The sequence below is a fragment of the Rhizobium mayense genome (assembly GCF_030272705.1).
Taxonomy (GTDB): domain Bacteria; phylum Pseudomonadota; class Alphaproteobacteria; order Rhizobiales; family Rhizobiaceae; genus Rhizobium; species Rhizobium mayense.
In genome coordinates, this window is record NZ_JARFYM010000052.1 from 1 (window position 1) to 23,930 (window position 23,930).

At 59.2% G+C, this 23,930-nt stretch carries 24 protein-coding genes and 1 pseudogene; 12 read left to right on the forward strand and 13 right to left on the reverse strand.

All coding sequences use genetic code 11. The features are described from left to right. The 5 genes and pseudogenes from PY649_RS32335 to PY649_RS32355 all read right to left on the reverse strand — a co-directional run. Positions 1-498, reverse strand: a pseudogene (locus PY649_RS32335) (beta strand repeat-containing protein); the annotation flags it as partial. A 552-nt stretch (positions 499-1,050) separates the two neighbouring features. Beyond that, positions 1,051-1,782, reverse strand: a complete 732-nt coding sequence (locus tag PY649_RS32340) for a TylF/MycF/NovP-related O-methyltransferase (protein ID WP_285873008.1) — start codon at positions 1,780-1,782, stop codon at positions 1,051-1,053. A 166-nt stretch (positions 1,783-1,948) separates the two neighbouring features. Then, positions 1,949-2,191 carry a DUF982 domain-containing protein gene (locus PY649_RS32345; RefSeq protein ID WP_285873009.1) on the reverse strand — a complete coding sequence of 81 codons (243 nt, stop codon included), beginning with the start codon at positions 2,189-2,191 and terminating at the stop codon, positions 1,949-1,951. A gap of 114 nt (positions 2,192-2,305) precedes the next feature. Beyond that, positions 2,306-2,572 carry a DUF982 domain-containing protein gene (locus tag PY649_RS32350; protein ID WP_285873010.1) on the reverse strand — a complete coding sequence of 89 codons (267 nt, stop codon included), beginning with the start codon at positions 2,570-2,572 and terminating at the stop codon, positions 2,306-2,308. 96 nt (positions 2,573-2,668) lie between these two features. Further along, positions 2,669-3,631 carry a TetR/AcrR family transcriptional regulator gene (locus tag PY649_RS32355; RefSeq protein ID WP_432761448.1) on the reverse strand — a complete coding sequence of 321 codons (963 nt, stop codon included), beginning with the start codon at positions 3,629-3,631 and terminating at the stop codon, positions 2,669-2,671. Positions 3,632-3,657: 26 nt separating this feature from the next. Here PY649_RS32355 and PY649_RS32360 point away from each other — a divergent pair, with 26 nt between their 5' ends. The 4 genes from PY649_RS32360 (at position 3,658) to PY649_RS32375 (ending at position 8,273) form a co-directional block, all read left to right on the forward strand. After that, positions 3,658-4,860, forward strand: a complete 1,203-nt coding sequence (locus tag PY649_RS32360; protein WP_285873011.1) for a multidrug effflux MFS transporter — start codon at positions 3,658-3,660, stop codon at positions 4,858-4,860. 138 nt (positions 4,861-4,998) lie between these two features. Then, positions 4,999-5,694, forward strand: a complete 696-nt coding sequence (locus PY649_RS32365; protein ID WP_285873012.1) for a DNA-3-methyladenine glycosylase I — start codon at positions 4,999-5,001, stop codon at positions 5,692-5,694. A 56-nt stretch (positions 5,695-5,750) separates the two neighbouring features. Beyond that, positions 5,751-6,782, forward strand: a complete 1,032-nt coding sequence (locus tag PY649_RS32370) for a hydroxyacid dehydrogenase (RefSeq protein WP_285873013.1) — start codon at positions 5,751-5,753, stop codon at positions 6,780-6,782. 120 nt (positions 6,783-6,902) lie between these two features. Next, entirely contained in the window at positions 6,903-8,273 is a 1,371-nt protein-coding gene (locus tag PY649_RS32375) for an LLM class flavin-dependent oxidoreductase (protein ID WP_285873014.1), read from the forward strand. Between the two features lie 10 nt (positions 8,274-8,283). Here PY649_RS32375 and PY649_RS32380 read toward each other — a convergent pair whose 3' ends face one another. The 4 genes from PY649_RS32380 to PY649_RS32395 form a co-directional block, all read right to left on the reverse strand. Beyond that, positions 8,284-8,940: a methionine ABC transporter permease gene (locus PY649_RS32380; protein ID WP_285873015.1), complete on the reverse strand. Its 657-nt coding sequence runs from the start codon at positions 8,938-8,940 to the stop codon at positions 8,284-8,286. Next, entirely contained in the window at positions 8,930-10,015 is a 1,086-nt protein-coding gene (locus PY649_RS32385) for a methionine ABC transporter ATP-binding protein (RefSeq protein ID WP_285873016.1), read from the reverse strand. The genes PY649_RS32380 and PY649_RS32385 overlap by 11 nt, the downstream gene beginning before the upstream one ends. A 367-nt stretch (positions 10,016-10,382) precedes the next feature. Next, a complete protein-coding gene (locus tag PY649_RS32390) occupies positions 10,383-11,228 on the reverse strand; it encodes a MetQ/NlpA family ABC transporter substrate-binding protein (RefSeq protein WP_285873017.1) in 846 nt (281 codons plus the stop codon). A 212-nt stretch (positions 11,229-11,440) separates the two neighbouring features. Continuing rightward, positions 11,441-11,932, reverse strand: a complete 492-nt coding sequence (locus PY649_RS32395) for a cupin domain-containing protein (RefSeq protein ID WP_285873018.1) — start codon at positions 11,930-11,932, stop codon at positions 11,441-11,443. Between the two features lie 347 nt (positions 11,933-12,279). On the opposite strand from PY649_RS32395, the gene PY649_RS32400 reads away from it, so the two are divergent. Continuing rightward, positions 12,280-12,669, forward strand: a complete 390-nt coding sequence (locus tag PY649_RS32400) for a BRA0787 family protein (protein WP_285873019.1) — start codon at positions 12,280-12,282, stop codon at positions 12,667-12,669. Positions 12,670-12,731: 62 nt separating this feature from the next. Here the strand turns inward: PY649_RS32400 and PY649_RS32405 are convergent, their stop codons facing one another. Next, on the reverse strand, positions 12,732-13,145 hold the full coding sequence (locus PY649_RS32405) for a carboxymuconolactone decarboxylase family protein (protein WP_285873020.1): 414 nt from the start codon (positions 13,143-13,145) through the stop codon (positions 12,732-12,734). Positions 13,146-13,385: 240 nt separating this feature from the next. Here PY649_RS32405 and PY649_RS32410 point away from each other — a divergent pair, with 240 nt between their 5' ends. The 4 genes from PY649_RS32410 (at position 13,386) to PY649_RS32425 (ending at position 18,849) form a co-directional block, all read left to right on the forward strand. Further along, entirely contained in the window at positions 13,386-14,546 is a 1,161-nt protein-coding gene (locus tag PY649_RS32410) for a CaiB/BaiF CoA transferase family protein (RefSeq protein WP_285873021.1), read from the forward strand. Positions 14,547-14,588: 42 nt separating this feature from the next. Further along, complete coding sequence (locus tag PY649_RS32415; protein WP_285873022.1) at positions 14,589-15,866, forward strand: L-fuconate dehydratase; 1,278 nt, start codon at positions 14,589-14,591, stop codon at positions 15,864-15,866. A 547-nt stretch (positions 15,867-16,413) separates the two neighbouring features. Further along, positions 16,414-17,907 (forward strand): ABC transporter substrate-binding protein, encoded by a 1,494-nt coding sequence (locus PY649_RS32420; RefSeq protein ID WP_285873023.1) that lies wholly within the window; start codon positions 16,414-16,416, stop codon positions 17,905-17,907. Between the two features lie 3 nt (positions 17,908-17,910). Then, entirely contained in the window at positions 17,911-18,849 is a 939-nt protein-coding gene (locus PY649_RS32425; protein ID WP_285873024.1) for an acetamidase/formamidase family protein, read from the forward strand. A gap of 18 nt (positions 18,850-18,867) precedes the next feature. Here the strand turns inward: PY649_RS32425 and PY649_RS32430 are convergent, their stop codons facing one another. Beyond that, positions 18,868-20,421 carry an alpha/beta fold hydrolase gene (locus tag PY649_RS32430; RefSeq protein ID WP_285873025.1) on the reverse strand — a complete coding sequence of 518 codons (1,554 nt, stop codon included), beginning with the start codon at positions 20,419-20,421 and terminating at the stop codon, positions 18,868-18,870. 100 nt (positions 20,422-20,521) lie between these two features. Next, a complete protein-coding gene (locus tag PY649_RS32435; RefSeq protein ID WP_285873027.1) occupies positions 20,522-20,749 on the reverse strand; it encodes a hypothetical protein in 228 nt (75 codons plus the stop codon). Between the two features lie 510 nt (positions 20,750-21,259). Here PY649_RS32435 and PY649_RS32440 point away from each other — a divergent pair. The 3 genes from PY649_RS32440 (at position 21,260) to PY649_RS32450 (ending at position 22,148) form a co-directional block, all read left to right on the forward strand. Then, a complete protein-coding gene (locus PY649_RS32440; protein WP_120705242.1) occupies positions 21,260-21,469 on the forward strand; it encodes a cold-shock protein in 210 nt (69 codons plus the stop codon). Between the two features lie 295 nt (positions 21,470-21,764). Beyond that, on the forward strand, positions 21,765-21,947 hold the full coding sequence (locus PY649_RS32445) for a hypothetical protein (RefSeq protein WP_285873029.1): 183 nt from the start codon (positions 21,765-21,767) through the stop codon (positions 21,945-21,947). Positions 21,948-21,956: 9 nt separating this feature from the next. Continuing rightward, positions 21,957-22,148, forward strand: a complete 192-nt coding sequence (locus PY649_RS32450) for a GNAT family N-acetyltransferase (RefSeq protein ID WP_285873030.1) — start codon at positions 21,957-21,959, stop codon at positions 22,146-22,148. An 84-nt stretch (positions 22,149-22,232) separates the two neighbouring features. Here the strand turns inward: PY649_RS32450 and PY649_RS32455 are convergent, their stop codons facing one another. Further along, complete coding sequence (locus PY649_RS32455; RefSeq protein ID WP_285873031.1) at positions 22,233-23,687, reverse strand: MFS transporter; 1,455 nt, start codon at positions 23,685-23,687, stop codon at positions 22,233-22,235. Between the last annotated feature and the right edge of the window lie 243 nt (positions 23,688-23,930).

Consider the following 23,930-nt stretch of genomic DNA (forward strand, 5'->3'; position numbering starts at 1 on the left):
GGCAACCTGATCGGTGGAGAGGGCTGCGATCTGCGTGGACTTCAGGGCGGCGACCTGGCCGGTCTTCAGCGCACCGATCTGGTCGGTGGAGAGGGCGGCGACGTCGTCGGTGGAGAGCACGCCGATCTGGGTCGAGGTCAGGGCGCCAACCTGCGTGCTCGTCAATCCAACGACCTGGTCGGTGGAGAGGCCCGCAACGTCGGCTGTGGTGAGTTTGGCGACCTGATCGGTGGAGAGGCCTCCCAACTGAGCCGTGGACAGAACTGCCAGTTGGTCCAGGCCCAACCCGGGAATGGCGGTCGCCGACACGGCACCCAGCTGCTCGGAGGTGAAGGTGGAGATATCCTGCGTTTCAAAAGCGGAAATCTGCGTTGAGCTCAGCGCCTTGATCTGGTCTGTGCTCAGTGCCGCCACGTCGTCCGTGGTCAGCTGTTTGATCGTTGAGGTGGCAAGTGCCTTAATCTGATTGATGCTCAGAGAAGAAATAACTGAAGTCATGGACGCGCGCCCCTAGTGTTAGCTGACTGCGAATATCACTCCTCAGCCGTCGGCCGCGCGAGAAGACCAGCAAAATCCATTTGCGGCGTCGTTAGACGCGCGTTTGCTGGCAGCGTTACCCGCTTGATCGGACACCAATACCGGCATCGACTATTCGGGCGACCTGTCGGAAGAGAATGAATTGACACGGAACATGGCTCGGACGAGCCGGCGCGTTGGAAGGGCATCATGCTTCCAGAGCCATGCAATGGCCCTGATCCCTACGCCATGGACGCCAATGTCTTGCCTTGCAACTCCGGTTCGCCCAGATCTGTCGTTTACTCATGGGCGAATCGCGTTCTTCAGCAGAACTCTCGCGACCAAGAACGGTTTTATTCTTTTGCTTTTAATTTTGAATTAACGACTGCTAAGCCTCGCCTCTTCCCAACAACAGATCCGGCGCAATACTTGCGCGCTATTCCGGAAAGATTGTAGGCGTGCAGCCGCACACCCTGGGCGATCAAGATGATGCCAGGGTCGAATCATTGAGCGGACGGGGGCGTCCGGTCCGGCTTAGGCTGAAGGACGGCGGTTGTGTACGCCTGTGACGCGGACCACGACCTGCTGGTGATTGGGGTTCAGGGCGATGTACTCATATTGGAGGCCGACACTTTCCACGAACTCCTTGAACGCCTTGAATTCGTGCATCTCCCAGCCGGGATAGTTGAAGTATTCATCAAAGATGATGATCGTCCCGGGCACGAAGCGTTCGCGCAGCTGCGTCAAAACCGTTTGTGTCGAGCTATAGAGGTCGCAATCGACGTGCACGAGAGACGCCGGGCCAGGATGGGCGTCAAGGAATTGCGGCAGGGTCCTGTCGAACCATCCGACGACCAGTTCGACGTTGGATGCGACTGCGGGAAGACCCGTGAGGCCAAAGGCGCCCTTGTCATAGCCCTCGCGCCAGTCTTCCGGAAGCCCCTCGAAGCTGTCAAACCCGTAGACGGGTCCCGATCTGCCCTGCGCGATGCGGTTGATCGACCGGCCTGAGAAGACCCCGAATTCCAAGGTCAGCCCCTCAACGACGGCGCAGGACACAGCGTAATCGAGCAATTCTAGTGCTGAATTGAGGCGTTTTGCGCCGATCATACGGGAGTACAGGTATTGTGAAGACGATACTGCGGCGGAAAGACGCGCTACTGTATCAAGATTAAATGCGTCTCCTCGGGGATTCCCCAATATCTGTTCGACCATAACGGCCAGAAACTGCACAAATTGCGGGCTGTCTGGTGAGGGGACATTCATGTGTCGGTGCTTTCCCTGGCGCTGGCTGAAGCTTTTCTCCCCTACATGCCTAGGGTGAGAAGCTTACCCGGAGCGTGCGTCAATGAGGGGCGACGGCGGTGGGAGGAGCAATGTCGGGCAGGTGGGATGGCTTGGCCCCGACCCGGCGTGACATCGCGGCCTTACATCAGGCGCTTATCAGGGCATTTGCCTCGCGACAGGCAGCGATGAAAGCCACGCGGGTTTCGTTTGCGGTTGAATAGCCTTCAAAACAATCGATGCAGATGCGCAAGGCCACCTCATAGGCGTTTCCGTGGCGCGTCAGCCAATCCGCGGTGAGGCAATCTGTGGCCTCGGCCACGGTCTGGATGACCCGGATATTTTTCGGCAGGCGCACGACGACAGGCTTTCTCCAGGCGGTTTGAAACATCGGACTCCCCGTTTTGGGTTTCAAAACGGTATAGCGGCGGTTTCGTTCCAGGCATTCTCAGGGCGGGGCATGAAGTTGCGGTGTGAGAAGGAGGGTTCGGTGACGCAGCCGACCTTATCCTGCCATGGTGGTGGTCTCGATCGGTACGCCCGCTTCCTTGGCTGCCGCGAGAAAGCTGTTGCGCGCTTCGCGCGGCTGCCTGATTCCGCTTTCAACATCCGCACATACTTGCAAGGCCATCATGAATGCCTTGCCTTCGGCGACCGGCCACGCATTTAGCAACATGTCCAACGCCTCTTTCGTCGTGCCAATGGTGTAGCTTTTCCCCGTACGCGTGCAGATCACCACCACCGGGAAATTCCAACGTCTGTTGCTCATCATCGCCAGCTCCAACCCACGCCCCTCGGGCCACGGCTGAGAGATGTAAAGGTACTGACGAAATTCAAGGCCGCGTCGGGTGCGACGTGAGTGTCGGGATCAGCGAACGGGTTCTGCTAGAACCCCGTACCCTCGCAAAAACAAGTCCACCGCTTGTTCCGCGGATCCCCGAATCTGAGCCTCCGTCGGTGTTTCACCAAACAACGTGGTCATCTGCAGGTCGGCGTTGATCAACGCGGTGAATTGGCGGGCGGCCAGGTCGCAATCGGGGATATGGAGGAGGCCCTGGTGGTGGAGGCGCGCGAAGATGGCGCCCAGTGCTGTGCCGATCTTGCAGGGGCCGTGTTCGCGCCATGCTTCGAAAAGGTGCGGATAGCGGGGACCCTCGGACTGGACGAGCTTGCGCAGGAATTTTCCGTCCTGATTATAAAGACAGTTGCGGTTGAGATCGACCGCGAAGGCGATCAGCTCCTCTCGAAGGTTTTCCGGCTTGTCGGGGAAGGCGGCCAGCGCAGCAAATAGGGCGGTATTGGCGCGCGCAGTCACGTCGGCGACGACGGCCACGAACAGCGTCTCTTTTTCGCGGTAGTGATTGTAGATGGTCTGCCGGGAGACGCAAGCTTCCTCGGCGATCTCGTCAATGCTCGCGCCTGAAAATCCCTCGCGGCAGAAGACTTCCGCCGCAGCGTCAAGAATGGGAACACGCTTCAGGCATTGGGCGGGTCTTATTGTCTTTGCCTGCGAGGCGGCGTTTCGGCTTTTCATGGGATGAAGATAATCCGCATTGACGATTTGGACAATAGTGTCTATTTTTACAACTGTGTCCAAATTGATGGACGTAAATGTTAAGCGTAATCGAGGCCCGCGCTTTCCTCCCAAGACCGTGTGGCGTTCCCAAAATTCAATCCAAGAATCCGTCGGGCATTCCGTCGATTTTCGGGTGGTTTGTTCTTCGAAGTGAAGGCAGTTGAGCCCTTGTCGGGCCTCGATTGCCTGATGCGGAATATTGTTTTCAACGTCTCCCGCGGGAGATACGGCGTGAAGGCAATCCGGCTTTCGCACCCAAGATTTTCTGAAAGTTCACCATCATGACGACGTCTTTCCTTCGCTATGCAATCATCCTCGGCCTGCTTTCAGCCATCGGCCCCTTCGCGATCGACATGTATCTTCCTGCCTTGCCTTCGATCGGCAAGGATCTCGCGGCGGAGAACGGTGTCGTTCAGTTGAGCCTGCTGTTCTTCTTCATACCTTTCGCTGTCTTTCAACTGCTCTATGGGCCGCTTTCGGACATGTGGGGACGCAAGGCGCCGCTTTATCTCGGCATCGGCCTGTTCGCGTTGGCCAGCATCGGTGCGGCGACTGCAAGCAATATCGAGACGCTGATCGCCTTCCGCTTCCTGCAGGGCATTGGCGGGGCGGCCGGCATGGTCGTGCCGCGCGCCGTCGTGCGCGACATGCATACCGGTGTTCAGGCGGCGCGGCTGATGTCGTTGTTGATGCTCGTCTTCAGCATTTCGCCGATTCTCGCGCCTCTCACAGGCAGCGCCGTCATAACTTTCTATGGATGGCGGGGTGTGTTCTGGGCGGTAACGATCGCGGCGGCGATCGGCCTGATCCTGCTGTCGACGCAGCTCGAGGAGACCCGGACGAAGGCGGACCGCGCGCAAAGCGGCTTGCGCAGCGCGATGGCGGCTTATCGCCTGCTGCTCGGCGATCGCAATTTCCTGACGCTGACCTTCATCGGCGGTCTCGGCATCTCGGGCTTCCTGGTCTATCTTGCCAATTCGCCCTTCGTATTGATCGACCACTACGGTCTGACCCCGACACAATACAGCTTCGCCTTCTCGATCAATGCCGTTTCCTTCTTTGCAGTGTCGCAGCTGACCGGCTGGCTCGGCGAGCGCTTCGGCCTGGTGCGGGTGATGCGCGTCGCCGTCACCGCCTTCGCCTTTACCATGGCGGCGCTGGTGGTGGTGATGAGCCTTGGCTTCAGCCAGTTGCCGATCATGGTCGTGTTCCTGTTCGCCGGTTATGGTTTCCTTGGCCTGGTCATCCCGACGACGGCGGTGCTGGCCCTGGAAGATCATGGCGAGATTGCCGGCACGGCCTCGGCGCTGATGGGCACGCTGCAATTCGTCACCGCCGCTGTCGCCATGGTCATTGCCAGCCTGTTCTTCGACGGTACCGCCCTGCCGATGGCCGCCGGCATTGCGCTCTGCGCGGTCGCCGCCTTCCTGCTGACACAGGCGACCATTGCCCGCCGGTCGGTGGCGGAAGTAGCCGCGGAATAGGGGCTGTTTTCCTACAGGAAATGGGGAAGGCCGGGGTATTGCTCCGGCCTTTTCGATTCCGGCGCCTGCAAAAGAGGTCTCTTGCGGAGAGGCGCAAGATCATCAAAGACTTGAGATGCAGCGGAAGGAGATGAGCCGATGGGTAGTTTCGAGGAGATTTTGGAGCGGGCGGAAAAGCGCAAAGGCGGGGCGGAAGGCCTGAAGGCGCTTCTGCCCAGGGTGCCCGATCATGCTGTGCTGCGCGCCACACCGGATGATCGGCTGCTGTCACAAATGACGCGCTACGTCTTCTATGCCGGTTTTGTGCGCAATGTCATCGATTCGAAATGGCCGGGTTTCGAAGCTGCTTTTTCCGGTTTCGACCCGGCTTTCCTCAACCTCGCACCTGATGATTATTGGCACGATCTGACTTCCGACACGCGCATCGTGCGCAATGGCGCCAAGATCATGTCGGTGCGGGACAACGCGCAGTTCATTCGCCAGCTCGCCGATGAACATGGCAGCGCTGGCCGCTTCTTCGCCGATTGGCCGGTGGAGGATCATATCGGCCTGCTGGCCGTCCTCGACAAGCGCGCCAACCGGCTTGGCGGCATGAGCGGCCAATATTTCCTGCGTGCCATCGGTCGCGATAGTTTCGTCATGAGCCATGACGTACTCGTCTGCCTGCGCCTTGCCGGCCTGCCGATCTCGGAGACGAAGCCGACCAAGAAGGACCTGCGCCTGATCCAGGATCAATTCAATGCCTGGGGCGCCGAAACCGGCCTACCACAGACCTATCTCTCGCGCATCTGCGCCTTCTCTGTGGGCATGCCGGGCGAAGAAGAAGAGGTCTGATTGATTTGGCGGGTCGAATAATATTGGATCGTCCCCAGGAATAGGGAGAGACTTTCATGTCGACCGACAACAGGCCTTTGGCCATCAGCGCGCCCGAGCCGCGCTCGCTTGAACTCATCTTCACCAAGGATGCGCTGTCGCTCCTCCACTCGAAATACCGGATCGTCGAGGCGGATCCGGAGAATATTGCCGGGCTTGGCGACGATGTGCTCGGCGAGGCGCTCTACATCATCGGCCAGCCGCCGCTTTCGAAGGAGACGCTCGACCGCATGCCGCACCTGCGCTGCATCCTGAATGTCGAAAGCAATCTCATCAACAACATGCCCTATGACGTCCTGTTCCAGCGCGGCATTCATGTTGTCACCACCGGACAAGTCTTCGCCGAGCCGGTGGCTGAAATCGGGCTCGGGTTTGCACTGAGCCTGGCACGCGGCATCGTCGATGCCGATCTCGATTTTCGCAAGGGCAGGGAGCTTTGGGGCGGTGACGGCAATGCCAAGGCCCGGCTGATCTCGGGGAGCGATATCGGTATCGTCGGCTTCGGTGATCTCGGCAAGGCACTGAACCGGGTGCTGTCGGGCTTTCGGGCGAATATCAGGGTGTTCGACCCCTGGATGCCGCCTTCGATCCTCAGGGAACATGGCGTTCAGCCGGCCGGCCTTGACGAGGTGCTGTCGGGCAGCGATTTCGTTTTCGTCGTTGCCTCCGTCACTAGCGAAAACAAAGGTTTCCTTGGCGCTGAGGCTTTTGCACGCATGCGCAAGGGGGCGGCCTTCATTCTGCTTAGCCGCGCCGATGTCGTGGATTTCGAAGCGCTGGTGGCTGCCGTCTCTTCTGGCCATATCGTCGCGGCGAGTGATGTCTATCCTGAGGAACCGCTTGGCAAGGATCATCCGGTCCGTAGCCTCAAAGGCTTCATCCGCTCGGCGCACCGCGCCGGTGCGCTGGATAGCGCCTTCAAGAAGATGGGCGACATGGTGCTGGAAGATATGGAGCTGATGGATCGCGGCTTGCCGCCGATGCGTTGCAAGCGGGCGGAGCGCGAGACGGTGTCGCGGATGCGCTCGAAGCCGGTCACCCGGAACTGACGTTGCGTCCCGCTACGGATGCCCATCCATTGCGACGGTAGGCGCATCACTTTGCCGATTGTAAATATATAGAAATCATGGAGATAATGGTCGTATACTTTAGATATCGAGGACAAAGCAATGAAGCCGATCCAGATCTATGCCTTCGATATGAACTGCGTTGGGCATATCAATCACGGCCTCTGGACGCATCCGCGCGACACCTCGCTGAATTATACCGACCTCGATTACTGGGTGGATTTCGCGCGAACGGCCGAGCGCGGCAAGCTCGACGGCATTTTCCTGGCTGATATTGTCGGTGTCTACGATGTCTACAAGGACGGCCCCGAGACCTCGATCCGGACAGCGGCGCAAATACCGGTCAACGACCCAATCATTCCATTGTCGGCCATGGCCTATGTGACAAAACATTTGGGCTTCGGCGTCACCGTCAATACGACTTACGAGGCGCCGTTTCTCTTTGCCCGGCGAATGTCGACGCTGGATCACCTGACGAAGGGCCGCATCGGCTGGAACATCGTCACCGGCTATCTCGACAGCGCCGCCCGCAGCATGGGCATGGAGCGCCAGCCGGATCACGATGCGCGTTATGATGCCGCCGAAGAGTATCTCGAGGTCGTATACAAGCTCTGGGAGGGAAGCTGGGACGACGACGCGGTCAAGCGCGACAAGATCGGCGGTCTGTTTGCCGATCCATCCAAGCTGCGCGCCGTCCGACATGAAGGCAGCCATTATCGGATGGACGGCATTCACTTGAGCGAACCGTCGCCCCAGCGCACGCCGTTGCTATTCCAAGCCGGTGCTTCGGCTCGTGGGCAGGATTTTGCCGCGCGGCATGCCGAATGCGTCTTCATTGCCAGCCCGACGCCGCAGGGCGCAAGGCCGATGACGGAGGCGCTCCGGCAGCGAGCCGCCCACTTCGGCCGACGCGCCGACGATCTCAGCATCCTCAATCTCGTTAGCGTCGTCGTTGGGCGGACGGAGAAGGAGGGGGAGGACAAGCTGGAGGATTATCGCCGCCATGCCAGCGTCGAGGCGTCACTTGCGCATTATTCCAGCTCGATCGGCATCGATCTTTCGAAGTTCGGCCTGGACGAGCCGATCGAACAGACGACGACGAATGCGCAGCAGGCCGCTCTCGCGGCAGTGAGTGGCAAGAGCAGCGGCAAGCCGGCCATGACGCTGCGGCAGATCATCGACCAGATGGTCCTCGGCAGCCGACAGAAGCCGATGGTCGGCTCGCCGGAGCAGATCGCCGATCGCTTTCAGGCCTGGGCGGAGGAGGGCGGCATTGACGGCTTCAATCTGGCGCGGACGGTCGCGCCGGAAAGCCTGCGCGATTTCGTCGATCTCGTCGTCCCCGTGTTGCAGGAGCGCGGGCTATTCAAGGCGGATTATGCCGAGGGAACGTTGCGCGAGAAGCTGTTCGGTCGAGGCGATGGGCGGCTGCCGTCAAGCCATCCGGCAGCCGCATTCCGTCATCGGACTTGACCGATGAGCATCAGCGATGATCGAGCTTTGCGACGAGGCGGTCGCCAAGCCATTGCATGCCGCAGACGAGGATGATCAGTACGATGACGACGGCGATCATCACGTCGGTCTCAAAGCGCTGGTAGCCATAGCGGATCGCAAGATCGCCGAGGCCGCCGCCGCCGATGGTGCCGGCCATAGCCGAGGCGCCGATCAGGGTCACCAGCGTCACGGTAAAGCCGGCGACGATGCCGGGCAGCGCTTCCGGCACCAGCACTTCGCGGATGATCGTCCAGCGATTGCCGCCCATGGCGCGCACGGCATCGATCAGGCCGCGATCGACCTCGCGCAGTGAAACTTCGGCGATGCGGGCGTAATAGGGGATCGCTGCGATGGTGAGCGGCACGATTGCTGCGGTTGTGCCGAGCGCAGTGCCGACGATCAACCGCGTCAGCGGGATCAATGCTATCAACAGGATGATAAAAGGCACGGCGCGGAAGCCGTTCACCAGCGCCGCGAGCACGCGATTGACGGTGAGTTGCTCGGCGATGCCGTCGCGGCCGGTGACGACCAGGGCAAGACCGAGCGGCAGGCCGATGATGAGCGAGATCAGGCCGGATGCACCTGTCATCCAGATCGTTTCCCAGAAGGAACGCCAGAGCAGGCCGAGGACGATGTCAGTTGTCATAGCCTAAGGCCTCCACCCGGGCAGACCGGGCCGTCAGAAAATCAGTCACCTGCGCCGGCAGCGTTGCATCGCGTGTCGGGACGGCGATGAAGAAGCGAGCGACGGGCTGGTTTTGAATATGATCGATGCCGCCATGCATCAGACGGAAGGAATGCGGCAAAGCCGCCGAAAGCTCAGCGAAAAGTGCGCCTTGCGCGGCCGGACCGGCGAGATCGACGCTCAGAATCGCCTCGATACCCGACGTCTGCGACAGGCGCCCGGCAATATGTTCGGGAAGTTGCGGGCGGATCGTGCTGAGCAGGCTTGCGGTGATATCGGTCTGCGGATTGGCGAAGATCTGCCAGACCGGACCTTCCTCGACGATGCGGCCCGCATCGATAACGGCGACCCGATCGGCGATCGAGCGCACCACTTCCATCTCATGGGTAATGAGGAGGATCGTCAGGCCGAGCTTGCGGTTGATATCCTTCAGCAGCGCCAGGATCGAGCGGGTCGTTTCGGGATCGAGAGCTGAGGTCGCTTCGTCGGAAAGGAGAAGGGCGGGACGGGCGGCAAGCGCCCGGGCGATGCCGACACGCTGCTTCTGACCGCCTGAAAGAGCGGAAGGATAGGCTTTCGCCTTGTCGGCAAGACCGACAAGTTCGAGTAGCTCGCGGGCTCGCGCCAGCCGCTCTGCCTTGGCCACGCCTTCGATCTTCAACGGAAGAGCGACATTGTCTTCGACGGTCTTGGCCGAAAGCAGATTGAAATGCTGGAAAATCATGCCGATGCAGCGGCGTAGGGGCTGCAGCTCGTTTTCCGACAGGCCGGCAATATCACGTCCTTCGATATGGATTTCGCCGCTATCGGTCCGTTCCAGCCCGTTCAGGCAACGGATCAGCGTCGACTTGCCGGCGCCACTGCGGCCGATGATGCCGACGATTTCGCCACGGCGGGCCGTCAGCGAAATACCGTCGAGCGCCGGGTTCGTGCCAAACCGCCGGCGAACATCGACGAGGCGGACGATCTCGTCGTTCTGCGACGTGCCGGGCGGGGCATGTCCTTTGACGGCGGTGGCGGAAACGAAGGAATTCATGATGGTTCTCTTTGTGAAAAGGTGGCCGTTGCGTGTGCCGCGCCTCTGACACCCCCTCTATCACTATCGTGACATCTCTCCCACAAGGGGGGAGATCGTTTGGAGAATGTCGCTCGTCCTCATCAAAACAACAAACCTCGGATTCCGCAGGTTCTGTGTCCGTTTGAGGCGAAGGGATGCCAGGAGTTACCAATCTCTCCCCTTGTGGGGGAGATGTAACGAAAGTGACAGAGGGGGTATGCACCCTCCGCGAATTCCATAATCAACTTAAACTTCGTCGCATCCCATCGGAAAGCACCGAAGGCGGCCGAGCAGAAACACCCCGGCCGCCTTGGTGCTCAGCGCTGCCCCCGGCGCTGAATTGGAATTAGTAGGCGCTGAGGCCCGTGCCCTTGTAGACTTTGTCGAACTCGGCCTTGACCGTATCGTTCTGATAGGAGGCGACCAACGCCTTCACCCAGGCCTCGTTTTCGCTGCCCTGTTTGACGGCGATGAAGTTGCGGTAGGGATTGCCGTCGATCGGCTCCTGCGCAATGCGGTCCTTCGGCGAAAGCCCGCTTTTCAGCGCCCAATCGGTATTGACGACAGCGGCGTCGAGATCGTCGATCGAGCGGCCGACGATGCCGGCATCGAGCTCCTTGATTTCCACATTCTTCGGGTTCTCGACGATGTCGGCGGTTGTGGCGAGAATGCCGGTGCCGTCCTTGAGCTTGATGACGCCCTCATTCTGCAGCACGCGCAGGGCGCGGCCTTCGTTGGACGGATCGTTTGGAACGCCGATGACCGCGCCCTTCGGCAGATCGGCAACCGCCTTGTATTTCTTGGTATAGAGCCCGATCGGCCAGACGCCCGTATAGCCGACACGGACGATATGGTAGCCGTGCTGCTTGATCTGGTTGTCGAGATAGGGCTGGTGCTGGAAGGCGTTGGCGTCTACTTCGCCGCGCTCCAGCGCTTCGTTCGGCTGGGTATAGTCGTTGAAGACGATGGCTTCGATTTTCAGGCCCTTCTTGGCGGCTTCCGTGGCCACCACGCGCCAGACGTCTTCGTCCTCGCCGCTCATGATGCCGACCTTGATCGTCTTGTCGGCGGCAAAGGAGGGGGCGGCCGCCGTCAAGCCGATGACGGCGACAGCGGAGGCGAAGAGAGCGGCAAGGCCGGTCCGGCGCGAGAAGCGCAGCGCAGCGAGACCTTCAGAAGACTTTTTTGTCATGGGAAATCCTGTTCCATGTGATTGAGACGCCATCGTCTCGTTGACGCATGGATCATCTCAGACGGTTGTAGGCCACGCGAAGCAGGATCATTTGTTGTGCGCCGTACTTCTGAAAAACTCTTTTTGGCGCGTCGCTGATCGAGAACTAATTTTCTATAGATATAGTAGATTTTTGTGCATCAGAGATTCCAACTGCATCGAAATTGTGCAGATCAGCGGTGGATCGGATCTTTCCAGAGCACTTCTTCCGGCTTTTCCACCGGTTCGATGTCGAGATTGACGACGACGGGCTCCTGACCGGAACGGACAAGCACGCATTCCAACGTTTCGTCGCGGCTGGCGTTGATCTCCTGATGCGGCACGAAGGGCGGCACATAGATGAAGTCGCCAGGGCCGGCTTCGGCGACGAATTCCAGGTTTTCGCCCCAGCGCATGCGCGCCTTGCCCTTAACGACATAGATGATGCTTTCGAGATCGCCGTGATGATGGGCGCCGGTCTTGGCGTTGGCGTGGATCGTCACCGTTCCAGCCCAGATTTTCTCAGCACCCGCGCGGGCATGATTGATGGCGGTGGCCCGGTTCATGCCCGGTGTCTGTGCGGTGTTTGGATCGAGCGCATTGCCGGGGATGATCTTGATACCATGTTCGCGCCAGTCGACCGGCTCCTGATGGTGGTCGTGATCGTGTCCATGATCGTTGCTCATGGCTGTCCTTTCACTGCCGAGGAAGGGATTCGTGCCCCTTCCAAAGATGAGTTGCTATATTAGCCTATGGCGAAACCATTCAAAAATATAGGGAATTACAGAAAGTTTCGAAAGAGGCTTTTCAAGTCGAGATTAATCGATAGACTTGATCAAGTTAATTGACCGGCGGGAACATTTCGTGTTCGTCCCGCGTTGCGCCGGTCGCGAATAAATGGTTTGCCGCGCCGCTTGTCCGATCAAATACGTTCGGGGCGCGCCAGATGCAGAAGCAGCGCGTAGGCCTCTCCATCAGAGGCCGAATTCATTTTCAGATTATGCGCCGGACTTCCACTTGAAAGGAGACAGACATGAGCAATGCCTTGCCGCCCCTTCATGAGGGTCATGCCCCCATTACTTTGCAGCAGCTCTTCAGGGAAGCGCTTTATGCCTTCGAGGAATGGGACACAGAAGTCACCGAACCGATCGTGATGTTCGAAGGGAAGGTTGTTCCCGTCAGCGTCGTTTTCGAAGCCATGCGTGAGTGCACCGATATCGTACCCAACAATATCGTCACTGCCGTCACCGAGCGGCTGACGAAGCCCTGGGAAGGCGAAGGTCCTCTGGACACGATGACCTTTTCGACCGCCGCGCGAGTGATGGGTGTTCTCGTTCGCAAACGCCTCCTGGTCGTTAACAACGGTGTCAATGTCGCCGCTGTCGTTGCGGAGACCCAGGCAACGGAAAAGTCGGACCGCTAAGAAATAGCGCATGATGTATTGAGGAACCCGCCGGTTCGCGCCGGCGGGTCTTTTTTGCGATATCAGCGGCTGCTGACGTCGAATTCTGGGTCGACGGGGATCTGCATCGCCGTCACCAGATGGTTCGTCTGTCCGGCAAGGCCGATGACGGCCAGCAATTCGCCATGCTGCGCATCCGTCATGCCTTTTGCCCTTGCAGCGGCGGTGTGGGAATGGACGCAGTAGGTGCAGCCATTGGCCGTTGATACGGCGATGTAGATCATCTCACGGACCAGCGGATCGAGCGCGCCGTCGGCCATCATCACCGCCTTCAGCCCTTCCCAGGTGCGCTTCAAGAGCGCCGGATCGTTGGCCAGACCACGCCAGAAATTATTGACGAAATCGGATTTTCTGACGGCACGGATATCGTCGAATACGGCCTTGACCGCCGGGATCGCATCGACTTCCGCATCATCGAGCAATTTGACTGTCGTCATCTCACGTCTCCTTTCAACAATCCCAATTGACGCGAAAGCTATAGCGCATTTTCGCGGGGACTTCGCCGAATGGCCGCTGATCATGTTCCCTATTTTCGTTTGCAAAAATCATCCATATGTGAAAATACTATTCACATAAGAAAATTCGGGCGTCGGACGCTGGGAGTTCGGCAGGCGGAGCGTCTGCCGATGTGGAGACGCGCGGTCGGCTGAATTGATGCTAGGGAAGCGGAAATAATCATGGTGGTGGAAAAGGAATTGCCGCTGGCCGGCCTGGTGGTCGTGGATATGAGCCAGTTCCTGTCCGGTCCCTATTGCACTTTGAGACTGATGGATCTCGGCGCCAGGGTCATCAAGATCGAGCGGCCGGAAGGCGGCGATCTCTCGCGGCGGCTTTATCTCAGCGACAGCGAGAGCGGCGATTCGACCATTTTCCACGCGATCAACCGTTCGAAGGAGAGCCTGGCGATCGACTTGAAGAGCGAGCGCGACATGCGGGCCCTGCGCAAACTGATCTCCAGAGCCGACGTCCTGGTGCAGAATTTCCGACCGGGCGTGATCGAGCGGTTAGGGCTCGATTATCAGGCTGCGCAGGAGATCAATCCGCGGCTCGTCTATTGCTCGATCAGCGGCTATGGCGAAGAGGGGCCCTGGGTGTCGCGTCCGGGGCAGGATTTGCTGGCGCAATCGCGCTCCGGTGTCATGTGGCTGAACGGCGATGAAGGGCAGGGGCCGGTTCCGTTCGGCCTCGCGATCGGCGATATGCTCGCGGGTGCGGCTGCGGCTCAGGGTATCCTGGCGGCGCTGGTGCGGCGCGGCGTCACCGGCAAAGGCGGGCTGGTGGAGACGAGCCTGCTGGAGGCACTGGTCGATCTGCAGGTGGAGGTGCTGACCGTCCATATGAACAGCGGCAACAAGCTGCCGCAACGTTCCGGTTTCCGCAGCGCCCATGCCTATCTCTCCGCACCCTACGGCGTCTACCCCGCAACCGACGGCTATCTCGCGATCGCCATGACACCGATTTCGAAGCTTGCCGACCTGCTTGGCATGGACGAGCTCGCGCCCTACCGCGACGATCCGAAAAGCTGGTTTGCAGCGCGTGACGAGATCAAGGCGCTGATTTCGGCCCGTATCGCTACCCGCACGGTGGATGAATGGCTGACAATCCTGGAGCCGGCCGACATCTGGTGCGCCAAGGTGCTCAACTGGCCGGAACTGTTGCAGAGCGAGGGATTTGGCGTGCTCGACATGCTGCAGACGGTCGACCGCGATGACGGCATTTCCGTGCGTACGACGCGCTCGCCGGTCCGTATCGACGGACAACGGCCGAAATTCGAACGTGCGGCCCCGCATGTCGGCGAGCATAATGCGGCGATCTGGGAAGAGTTCGACCTCGGGTGATTATCCGAGAGATCGCCCGACAGAATTAGAAGGAGTTTTCCCATGACGCGCATCACCAACCTCCGCGTATTCGACCTGCGCTTTCCGACCTCACAGAGCCTGGACGGCTCCGATGCAATGAATCCCGATCCGGATTATTCGGCCGCCTACGTTATTCTTGATACCGACAAGCCGGGTCTCGAAGGTCATGGGCTGACCTTCACCATTGGCCGCGGCAACGACATCTGCTGCATGGCGATCGAGGCGATGCGGCATTTGGTGGTCGGCACTGAGCTTGCCACCGTCTTGGAAAATCCCGGCAAATATTGGCGGCATCTGACCAGCGACAGCCAGCTCCGCTGGATCGGCCCAGAGAAGGGCGCGATGCATCTCGCCACCGGCGCCGTTGTCAACGCTGTCTGGGATCTGCTCGCCAAGGAGGCTGGCAAGCCAGTCTGGCGGCTGGTGGCCGAAATGGATGCCGAGCGCATCGCCGACATCGTCGATTACCGCTACCTGACCGATGTTTTGACCCGCGACGAGGCCGTGGCCATCCTGAAGCAGGCCGAGACCGGCAAGACAGAGCGTATCGCCGTTCTCGAGCGCGAGGGCTATGCCTGCTATACGACCTCGGCCGGCTGGCTCGGCTATGATGATGCCAAGCTGCGTCGTCTCTGCCAGGAGGCGATCGATGCCGGCTTCAACCATGTGAAGATGAAGGTCGGCCGTGATCTGGCGGACGACATCCGTCGTCTCACCATCGCCCGCGAGGTGATTGGCCCGGATCGCTATCTGATGATCGACGCCAACCAGGTTTGGGAAGTCGGCCAGGCGATCGACTGGGTGCAGAAGCTTGCCTTCGCAAAGCCCTTCTTCATCGAGGAGCCGACCAGCCCGGACGATGTCGCCGGCCATCGCAAGATCCGCCAGGCCATCGGGTCCGTAAAGGTCGCGACCGGCGAGATGTGCCAGAACCGCATCATGTTTAAGCAGTTCATCGCCGAAGGTGCGATCGACATCGTGCAGATCGATTCCTGCCGCATGGGCGGGCTGAACGAAGTCCTGGCCGTGCTGCTTGTAGCCGCCAAATACGGCCTGCCGGTTTGGCCGCATGCGGGCGGCGTCGGGCTCTGCGAATATGTGCAGCACCTGTCGATGATCGACTATGTCGCCGTCTCCGGCACCAAGGACGGCCGCGTGATCGAATATGTCGACCACCTGCACGAACATTTCAAAGACCCCTGCGTCATTCGTGAGGCTGCCTATATGCCGCCCAGCTTGCCGGGCTTCTCGATCGAGATGAAGCCCGAGTCGATCGCCGCCTATACGTTCAAGGGGTGATCCGTCAGCTCATGCGGAGGAGAGGCAAGGGCCGCCGAATGGCGGGTCCTTGCTCTCTTGAGTCAAGCTATCCCGGATCAATGCCGAATTGGTTCAATAATTTATTTGCTGGCGCGTGGCGTATTGCACCACCGAAATGAAGGTGGCGGCTATTTTCTGCGCCGATTAGTCGATGAACGCACAAATTGTGAGCTGTCCGAACTCCAATGGGATCATCGGCTTAGCAGCAGCCTGCCCATATTTTCGGCGCGAGCGCTGCCATCGGCACAATCACTGATCGGATTTCTCAAAATAATCTTCCATTTCATGCGGTTATAAGGTCTCCGAATGTCCCTTGACAGCCACGGAAGCCTGGACTGTTATAGCCACCTATAACAAATTCAAAAGATTGGCGGGATTTCGAGACAACCGCGGAACGGGCTCAGAGCTGAGGCCGGACCTACCAAAAGTTGCGTCTGAATGGGGCCACGGCAACGTCGATCCAATTGGAAATTGGTTCGAGAGCGATCAGCGGCGCCATGGATCGTTTGAAACCAGGAGATTGGGAATGAGATTGATATTCGCACTTCCGCTGATATCGGTGCTTTTGGCGGGCACGGCCGCATTTGCCAACGAGATGAAGATTGGCCTGCAGGATGACCTCGACGGTCTTGATCCGGTGAAATCACGGACCTTTGTCGGCGAAGTGGTTTTCAAATCGCTGTGCGACAGCCTTGTCTCCGTCGGAGCGGATCTGAAGGCGCAACCGGCGCTTGCGAGCAAATGGTCATGGAACGGCGACAATACCGAGCTGACTATGACCCTTTTCCCGAAGTTGACCTTTCATGACGGTTCGCCGATCAATGCGCAGGCGGTCAAGGCCAATCTCGATCGTGCGATCACCCAGCCGGACAGCATGCGCAAGAGTGAGCTGCAGTCGATCGACAGCGTCTCCGTCCTCGATGATCTCAACTTCAAGATCAAGCTGAAGCGGCCGGACCCGACGCTATTGCCGCAGCTTTCCAATCGCGCGGGCATGATGGTGGCGCCGGCGCATTTCGATACCGCGGTGACCGCGCCGGTCTGCTCCGGGCCGTACAAGTTTGTCTCGCGCCAGCAGAACTACAGCATCTCGCTGGAAAAATTCCAGAACTATCGTGACGCCGCCGACTATCACTTCGACAAGATCACATTCATGATCATGCCCGATACGACCGTGCGCCTCGCCAATCTACGTTCCGGCGGCCTCGACATGCTGGAGCGTTTGGCACCGTCGGATATTCCTTCCGTCAAGTCGGATGCCAACCTGCAGCTCGCCGCGATCACCAGCGTCGGCTATCAGGGCCTGACGATCAATGTCGGCAATGGCTCAGGCGGCAAGAGCCCGCTCGGCAGGGACAAGCGCGTCCGCCAGGCTCTGCAGCTTGCGATCGATAAGGATGCGATCAACCAGGTCGTCGGTGCGGGTACCTTCGAGCCGGCGCAGCAGCCTTTCGCCAGCGTCAGCCCTTTCCACAACACCGCGATCAAAGTCAGCGAGCATAATGTCGAGAAGGCCAAGGCGCTTCTTGCCGAGGCCGGGACGCCGAAAGTTTCTTTCGAGATGATCTACGCCAATTCGACCACCAGTGACCAGATTGCGCAGATGATCCAGGCTATGGCTGCGGAAGCCGGCTTCGATATCAAGTTGCATGCCGTCGAATTCACCACGATGCTGACTCAGGCGCAGAACGGCAACTTCGACGCTGTGTTGACCGGCTGGTCGGGCCGGTACGACCCTGATGGCAATATCCATCAGTTCCTCGCCTGCAAGGACAGCCTCAACTACGCCGGCTATTGCAACAGCCAAGTTACGGCCGATCTCGATAAGGCCAAGGTCGAGGGAAATTTCGATGCCCGCAAGAAGCTCTATGATGACGCCCAGAGCATCATTCAGGACGACCTGCCGATCATTTATCTCTATCATCAGCCGTGGCCCTTCGTTCTTTCCAAGAAGGTCCATGGCTTCCAGCCGCTGCCGACAGGCCTCATTAGCCTCAAGGGCGTGACCAAGGACGACTAGGACATGGATCATCATTTGCCTGCATCCTCAGCAAACTGCGCTTGGGGCTATTTCGACCCCAAGCGTGCGCCGGCTTTGACGGTCGATAGCGGCGACACCGTCATCATCGACACGGTATCCGGCGGGCCCGACGTTCTGCCCAAGGGCGATTTTTTCATCCCGCCCGAGCTGCTCGACGTCCACAAGAATTCCGTTCAGGAAATGCCCGGCCATATCCTGACTGGACCCGTGGCGATCCGCGGCGCCAAGCCCGGCCAGGTTTTGGAGGTGCGCATCAAGGATGTGAAGCTTCGCCAGAATTGGGGCTACAACGTCATCCGTCCGCTGGCCGGTACGCTGCCCTATGATTTCGAGACGGCGCGCCTACTGAACATCCCGCTCGACGCCGAGGCCAATGTCGCGCATCTACCCTGGGGTTTGAAGCTGCCTTTGGCGCCATTCTTCGGCGTCATGGGTGTCGCGCCGCCGCCGAATTGGGGCCGTATCTCCTCGATCATGCCGCGTGCCCATGCCGGTAATATCGACAACAAGGAACTGGTTGCGGGCACGACGCTCTATCTGCCGATCTTCAATGAAGGCGCCTTGTTTTCCTGCGGCGACGGTCACGGTGCGCAAGGCGACGGTGAGGTCTGCATCACGGCGATCGAGACAGCATTGCGCGGAACCTTCCAGTTCATTGTCCGCGATGATCTGAGCTTTACCTATCCACGCGCGGAAACGCCGACTCACTACATCACCATGGGCATGGATCCGGATCTCGACCAATGCTCGGTCATGGCGTTGCGGGACATGATCGTGCTGCTAGGCGAGAAGGCTGGCCTGTCGCGGGAGGATGCCTATACGCTCTGCAGCCTTGCAGGAGACCTGCATGTGACACAGACGGTCAACGGCAACAAGGGCGTGCATATGATGATGGCGAAGAGCCTGTTGCAGCAGGCCTGATTGCCGGCGTTGAAGCGTTCAGTTCGAGCGCTTCAACCACGCCTGGATGATTGGCACATCGGCGTCGGTCAGCTCATGGCCATGCGGGATGGTTTGAAGGTTCACCGTCGCGCCGTCGGCGCGGAGCCGTTCGGCAAGCGGCTGCGCGTAGGGTCCGTAATCGTCCTTCGCGCCGGCGATGATCAGGACGTCGGCATCCGACATGTCTGCCGGCGGTGGATCAGTGAGGACCGCCATGGAGCGCAGCAGCACGGTGCGGCGGATGAGATGCGGATGCAGCGACAGCATGGCATTGATAAGGTTCGCGCCGTTCGAATAGCCGACATAGACGACGCGCTCGGGGTCGAGCCCGTAGGCCTTGATTGCACCGTCGATGAAAGCGGCAAAGGCTTCCGCTTCGCTGGCGATATCGGCCTGATCGAAGGTAAACGGCGTGATACGGCGGAACCAGCGCGGCGCGCCTTCTTCTAAGGCCCGTCCACGCACACCGAGCAATGTCGCCTGCTCGTCGACCTTGTGGGCGATCGGCATCAGTGTCGTTTCGCTGGCGCCGGAGCCATGCAGCAGAATGAAGACGGTACCGTCCGGCTCTGTCGGCGCGAAGAAGCGGTGCACGAAGGGCAGGTCGCGATAGATGACGCGCGGTTCGCCGGGCATCGAGAATTGCGGCAGGATGACGTTCAGCTCCGCCAGCCGTTCCGCTTTGTCATCGGGCGCAAAAAGACGAGTGCCGAGTGTCGTCTCGTCTTCGTCGACCAGCATGCCCGGCGCATCGGTCGCCAGCTCGAACAGGATGCGGCCTGGCTCGCGGACATAGAGCGAGCGGAAATATTTGCGGTCGTGCATGGCTGTCGGCCAGGAATCGACCGCCTGCAGCGCCGTGCGCGCCGATTGCAGCTCAGCGTCGTCGGAAGCACGAAACGCCACGTGGTCGACCGTGCCGGTTCCCGGCGCGCTTGCCCAGAAACCGCGCGCATCACGGATGTCGATGATGTCGCCGGGTTCGGAAGCGAGACGGCTGATCGCGCCGTTGATCGCCTCTGGCCGGTAGCCGAAGTGCTTCACGAGAAGGTCTTGTGTCTCCTCAGGCGTCTCGCTGAACAGTGTCGCGCCGCGAATGCGTCTGACAGCATGTTCCTGCGGGATCTTATCGCTTGCCCAAGGCGCGGCCGATTGCAGATCCTTGGCGCCGACCAATTTGACGATGACGCCATCCGGGTCTTTCAACCGAAGCACCGGTTCGCCGAATTCGTCTGAAGGGCCTTCCGGTTTCAGCCCTGCACTTAAGGCGCGCGTCAGCCAGAAACCGATGCTGGCGGGGTCGATGGCGAGCGAGATCTCGCCGACCTGGCCGATGCCGGGGCGACCGGGGGAGCCGTCCTCCCAGACAAGGAAGCTCACCAGAGATCCCGGCGATCCCGCCGCATCGCCATAAAAGAGATGCAACTGCGTTGCGTCCTCGAAGCCTCCGGTGCGTTTGACCAGACGCAGACCAAGAAAGCCCACGTAGAAATCGACATTCGCCTGTACCTTGCGGGTGATTAGCGTGATGTGGTGAATGCCCGCGACCATATGATGCTCCAGAATGGATTGTCCAACTGGTTGCTATTTAGGGCGGAATTCGCGGTCAATTCAATGCGGCGTCCGTTGAGGCTGTGTTCACCGAAAGCGGCTATTCCGATGGCTTGACGACCTTTCGTTTGGTCTTGGTCTTTGGCTCCGGTGGTGGCTGCAGTGCCTCCTTCTCGAGACGAAGCTCCCGCAAGCGCGCCGTTTTGCGTTCGCGGATCATCTGTTCGCTGGCGAGGATTTCCTTGACGGTGGAATCGAGCCCGCTAGCCTTGGCCTGCGATGCCTGCTTCTTGGCTCCGAACAGGTTGTCTTTGTTAGGTGGCGCCATCTTGGCCTCCATGGTTCGTGTCGGCGTTGGCGTTGCTTGTGGGCTTTGGGCGGACGATCATCCGCGCCCGCAAGGCGGGAAGTCCTATTCACTACCGGATTGCGTTCGTAACGGCGATATAATTCCTTCGATTTCCAAGACATCAGACGGAATTACCGCGCTGAAACGAGGGAAACAAAAAGAAAAATTCCGGTGAGTCCTATATAGGGCGACGCAATTTTCTCGGAAATAGCAAGGGAAACACTATCTGATTCTGATCGTCAACGAGTGATGATTTTATGTCGCATGGGCCTGTCTGCGCGAAATGTTTAGTCATTTTCGACATTTCTGATGTTTTTCCTTGTGGCATATTCAGGCAACCATTATAAATCCTCCATCGATATTGGTGAACGAACTTTGCCTCGACGCACTCTGCGCGACACTGACGAACTTCCCTCTCAAAATCGGTCTAGAGCACCGGGCGGTTGCCTGGAATGCTATCTTTATACGAGTGATTGAAAGGTCATCGCTATGAGCACAGGTACTGTAAAGTGGTTCAATGCTGCCAAGGGTTTTGGTTTCATTCAGCCTGACGACGGCGCGACGGATGTCTTCGTGCACATTTCCGCGGTTGAACGCGCTGGAATGAGCACTCTCCGTGACGGTCAGAAGATTTCCTACGAGCTTGTCCAGGACAAGCGTTCCGGCAAGATGTCGGCTGACCAGCTTCAATCCTTGTAAGCATTTGCTTCCGGTCTTTGACCACGGAGGTACTGGCATCGAGCGTTGAGGCGATGAAGGAAGAGGTCGGGTTAGCCCGGCCTTTTTTGTTTTTTGCTCCAGGCGAGCAGCGATTGAAGAAATTTCCCCGGATGGCTTTGGCGAAGTAGATCGCTGCAAAAGTTCGGTTTTACCCTTCTGCAAAAACCAGATGTAAAATTGTCATTTCAATCGGGGTTCTGCAACTGAACATCTGGAAACAAGCCGTCCTATCCGCCCTCTCATAGAGATCATTCCCACCGATCCCCCACCCGATGTGAAAGCTGGCATCCTCGCCGCGTTGGTTTCCTTCAATGCCGAAATGCGGAACTTCGCGCCGGAGAAACCGGATTTCGCCATCGCAATTCGCGATCCGGAAACGAAGGAAGTCACTGGAGGTCTCTACGGCGTCGACGGCTATGGCCGGGCCTTCGTCAAGCTGCTGATCGTGCCGGAATAATATCGTGGGATGGGGTTCGGCACTCGACTGATCGAGGAAGCCGAAGCGATCGCGAGAACGCGTGGCTATATCGGCGTCTGGCTGGACACGTTCGAATTCCAGGCTCGCCCCTTTTACGAGAAGCTTGGCTACGCGCTGTTCGGCGGGCTCGAAGGCGGTGGCGGTGCCGTCCCGCGATATTTCCTGAAGAAGAAGTTCTGAACTTCGACCTGCTTCGTTGGGCTGCGTTTAGCCAGTCGAAAAATCATTTGCGAACGAGCTTTTCGACGCCTTTGCGTGGGCAACTCAGTGCCCGCCGAGCGCATCCTCCGGCGACTTCTTGCGGTGTCCGCTGATTTCAGAACCGGCGGTGCTCGAGAAGCGGGCGTTCCAGACCATGGCGAGAAGTGCGATCAGGGTCACGACAATGAAGGCGACGGAGAAGTCGCTCATTTCGGCGGTCGCGTGTTCGCGCGCATACATGGAGCCATGCAGGGCCAGAGCTGCGACGCAAATGCCGAGCGACAGCATCAGCTGCTGGAACGTCGTATAGAAGCTCGTCGCCGAGCTCATGCGGTCGCGGTCGATTTCATCATAGGCAATGGTGTTATAGGCCGTGAACTGGAACGACATGAAGAAGCCGCAGAAGAACAGGATCACGAAGATCAGCGGCAGTGGCCAGTCGGGCTGGAAGATTGCGCAAAGCCCATAGCCGAGCGTGCCGATGACGCCGAAAATCAGCAGGCTGGCCCGAAAGCCGAGCCTGCGCAGGATCTTGAGCTGCAGCGGCTTCATCGCCATCGAGCCAAGGGCTGTGGCAATGGAGATCTGACCGGCGGCGGCGGCCGACAGGCCGAAACCGAGCTGCAGCATAAGCGGAATGAGGAAGGGCGTCGCGCCCTGGCTGATACGCGTCAGTGAGCCGGCGATAACCGATGCACCGAAGGTCGGCACCTTCATCAGCGAGAAGTCCATGATCGGCGACGGATGCTTGCGGGCATGACGAAGGTAGGCAATGCCGAACAACAGGCCGATCGAAATGAGGAAGATGGCCAGATAGCCTTCGCCTTCGCGGCTCGACATTTCGAAGCCGAACAGCAGCGAGCCGAGCGAGATGCCGGAGAGGACGAAGCCCGACAGATCGAAGCGACCGTTCCTCGGGCCCTTAACCTCTTCGATGAACATCGAGACGAGGACGAAACCGATTATGCCGATCGGCACGTTGATGTAGAAGATCCACCGCCAGTCGAGATAGGTGACGAACATGCCGCCGACCGGGGGGCCGAGAATCGGGCCGATAAGCGCCGGAATAAGCAGCCAGGACATGGCGGACACCATATCCTTGCGCGCAACGCTGCGCATCAGCACGAGACGGCCGACCGGCATCATCATGGCGCCGCCGAGGCCCTGGATCAGGCGGGCGACGACGAGGAAAAACAAGGTCGGGGCCTGGGCACAGAGGAGCGAGCCGACGACGAAAACGGCGATGGCCGTTCGGAAAACCGTGCGCGAGCCATAACGATCGGCGATCGCGCCGCTCGCCGGAATGAAGATCGCGAGGCTGAGCAGATAGGAGGTGAGCGCGATGCTCATCGCCGGCGCGCTGACGCTGAAGTCTCTCGCCATGGTCGGCAGCGCTGTGGCGAGCACGGTCGCGTCAAGCTGCTCCATGAACATGGCGCTTGCTACGATAAGCGCGATAAGACGAAAATTAGGGGCGGCCCGCCGGGTTGGGGCGGCCTGGAAAATCTGGTCCGACATTGTCGGGGATCGCTCTCGATGGCGCGGTGGGGTCCAAAGACAGAACCGCAAGTCTGGTAACAGCGCAAAGGCCGATTGGAACGGTGGCTGTATACTCCCGCTCAGGCGCCATGGCTATATCCGAATTTGCAAATCTCATTGATCAAAATGGAAAAAACGTCGCAGCCGGGCAGGAATGTCACAGCCGATGAATGCCAGATGAACAGATGATGGCAGCAGCGGAGGTTGCATCGATCACGGCCT

Bases quoted from the DNA above. Each gene is read 5' to 3' on its own strand.
- PY649_RS32415 (WP_285873022.1), top strand. From the start codon at position 14,589: ATGACGCGCATCACCAACCTCCGCGTATTCGACCTGCGCTTTCCGACC.
- PY649_RS32390 (WP_285873017.1), bottom strand. From the start codon at position 11,228: ATGACAAAAAAGTCTTCTGAAGGTCTCGCTGCGCTGCGCTTCTCGCGC.
- PY649_RS32405 (WP_285873020.1), bottom strand. From the start codon at position 13,145: ATGACGACAGTCAAATTGCTCGATGATGCGGAAGTCGATGCGATCCCG.
- PY649_RS32420 (WP_285873023.1), top strand. From the start codon at position 16,414: ATGAGATTGATATTCGCACTTCCGCTGATATCGGTGCTTTTGGCGGGC.
- PY649_RS32340 (WP_285873008.1), bottom strand. From the start codon at position 1,782: ATGAATGTCCCCTCACCAGACAGCCCGCAATTTGTGCAGTTTCTGGCC.
- PY649_RS32435 (WP_285873027.1), bottom strand. From the start codon at position 20,749: ATGGCGCCACCTAACAAAGACAACCTGTTCGGAGCCAAGAAGCAGGCA.
- PY649_RS32380 (WP_285873015.1), bottom strand. From the start codon at position 8,940: ATGACAACTGACATCGTCCTCGGCCTGCTCTGGCGTTCCTTCTGGGAA.
- PY649_RS32345 (WP_285873009.1), bottom strand. From the start codon at position 2,191: ATGTTTCAAACCGCCTGGAGAAAGCCTGTCGTCGTGCGCCTGCCGAAA.
- PY649_RS32370 (WP_285873013.1), top strand. From the start codon at position 5,751: ATGTCGACCGACAACAGGCCTTTGGCCATCAGCGCGCCCGAGCCGCGC.
- PY649_RS32450 (WP_285873030.1), top strand. From the start codon at position 21,957: ATGGGGTTCGGCACTCGACTGATCGAGGAAGCCGAAGCGATCGCGAGA.
- PY649_RS32440 (WP_120705242.1), top strand. From the start codon at position 21,260: ATGAGCACAGGTACTGTAAAGTGGTTCAATGCTGCCAAGGGTTTTGGT.
- PY649_RS32410 (WP_285873021.1), top strand. From the start codon at position 13,386: ATGGTGGTGGAAAAGGAATTGCCGCTGGCCGGCCTGGTGGTCGTGGAT.
- PY649_RS32400 (WP_285873019.1), top strand. From the start codon at position 12,280: ATGAGCAATGCCTTGCCGCCCCTTCATGAGGGTCATGCCCCCATTACT.
- PY649_RS32395 (WP_285873018.1), bottom strand. From the start codon at position 11,932: ATGAGCAACGATCATGGACACGATCACGACCACCATCAGGAGCCGGTC.
- PY649_RS32385 (WP_285873016.1), bottom strand. From the start codon at position 10,015: ATGAATTCCTTCGTTTCCGCCACCGCCGTCAAAGGACATGCCCCGCCC.
- PY649_RS32350 (WP_285873010.1), bottom strand. From the start codon at position 2,572: ATGATGAGCAACAGACGTTGGAATTTCCCGGTGGTGGTGATCTGCACG.
- PY649_RS32425 (WP_285873024.1), top strand. From the start codon at position 17,911: ATGGATCATCATTTGCCTGCATCCTCAGCAAACTGCGCTTGGGGCTAT.
- PY649_RS32375 (WP_285873014.1), top strand. From the start codon at position 6,903: ATGAAGCCGATCCAGATCTATGCCTTCGATATGAACTGCGTTGGGCAT.
- PY649_RS32430 (WP_285873025.1), bottom strand. From the start codon at position 20,421: ATGGTCGCGGGCATTCACCACATCACGCTAATCACCCGCAAGGTACAG.
- PY649_RS32360 (WP_285873011.1), top strand. From the start codon at position 3,658: ATGACGACGTCTTTCCTTCGCTATGCAATCATCCTCGGCCTGCTTTCA.
- PY649_RS32455 (WP_285873031.1), bottom strand. From the start codon at position 23,687: ATGTCGGACCAGATTTTCCAGGCCGCCCCAACCCGGCGGGCCGCCCCT.
- PY649_RS32365 (WP_285873012.1), top strand. From the start codon at position 4,999: ATGGGTAGTTTCGAGGAGATTTTGGAGCGGGCGGAAAAGCGCAAAGGC.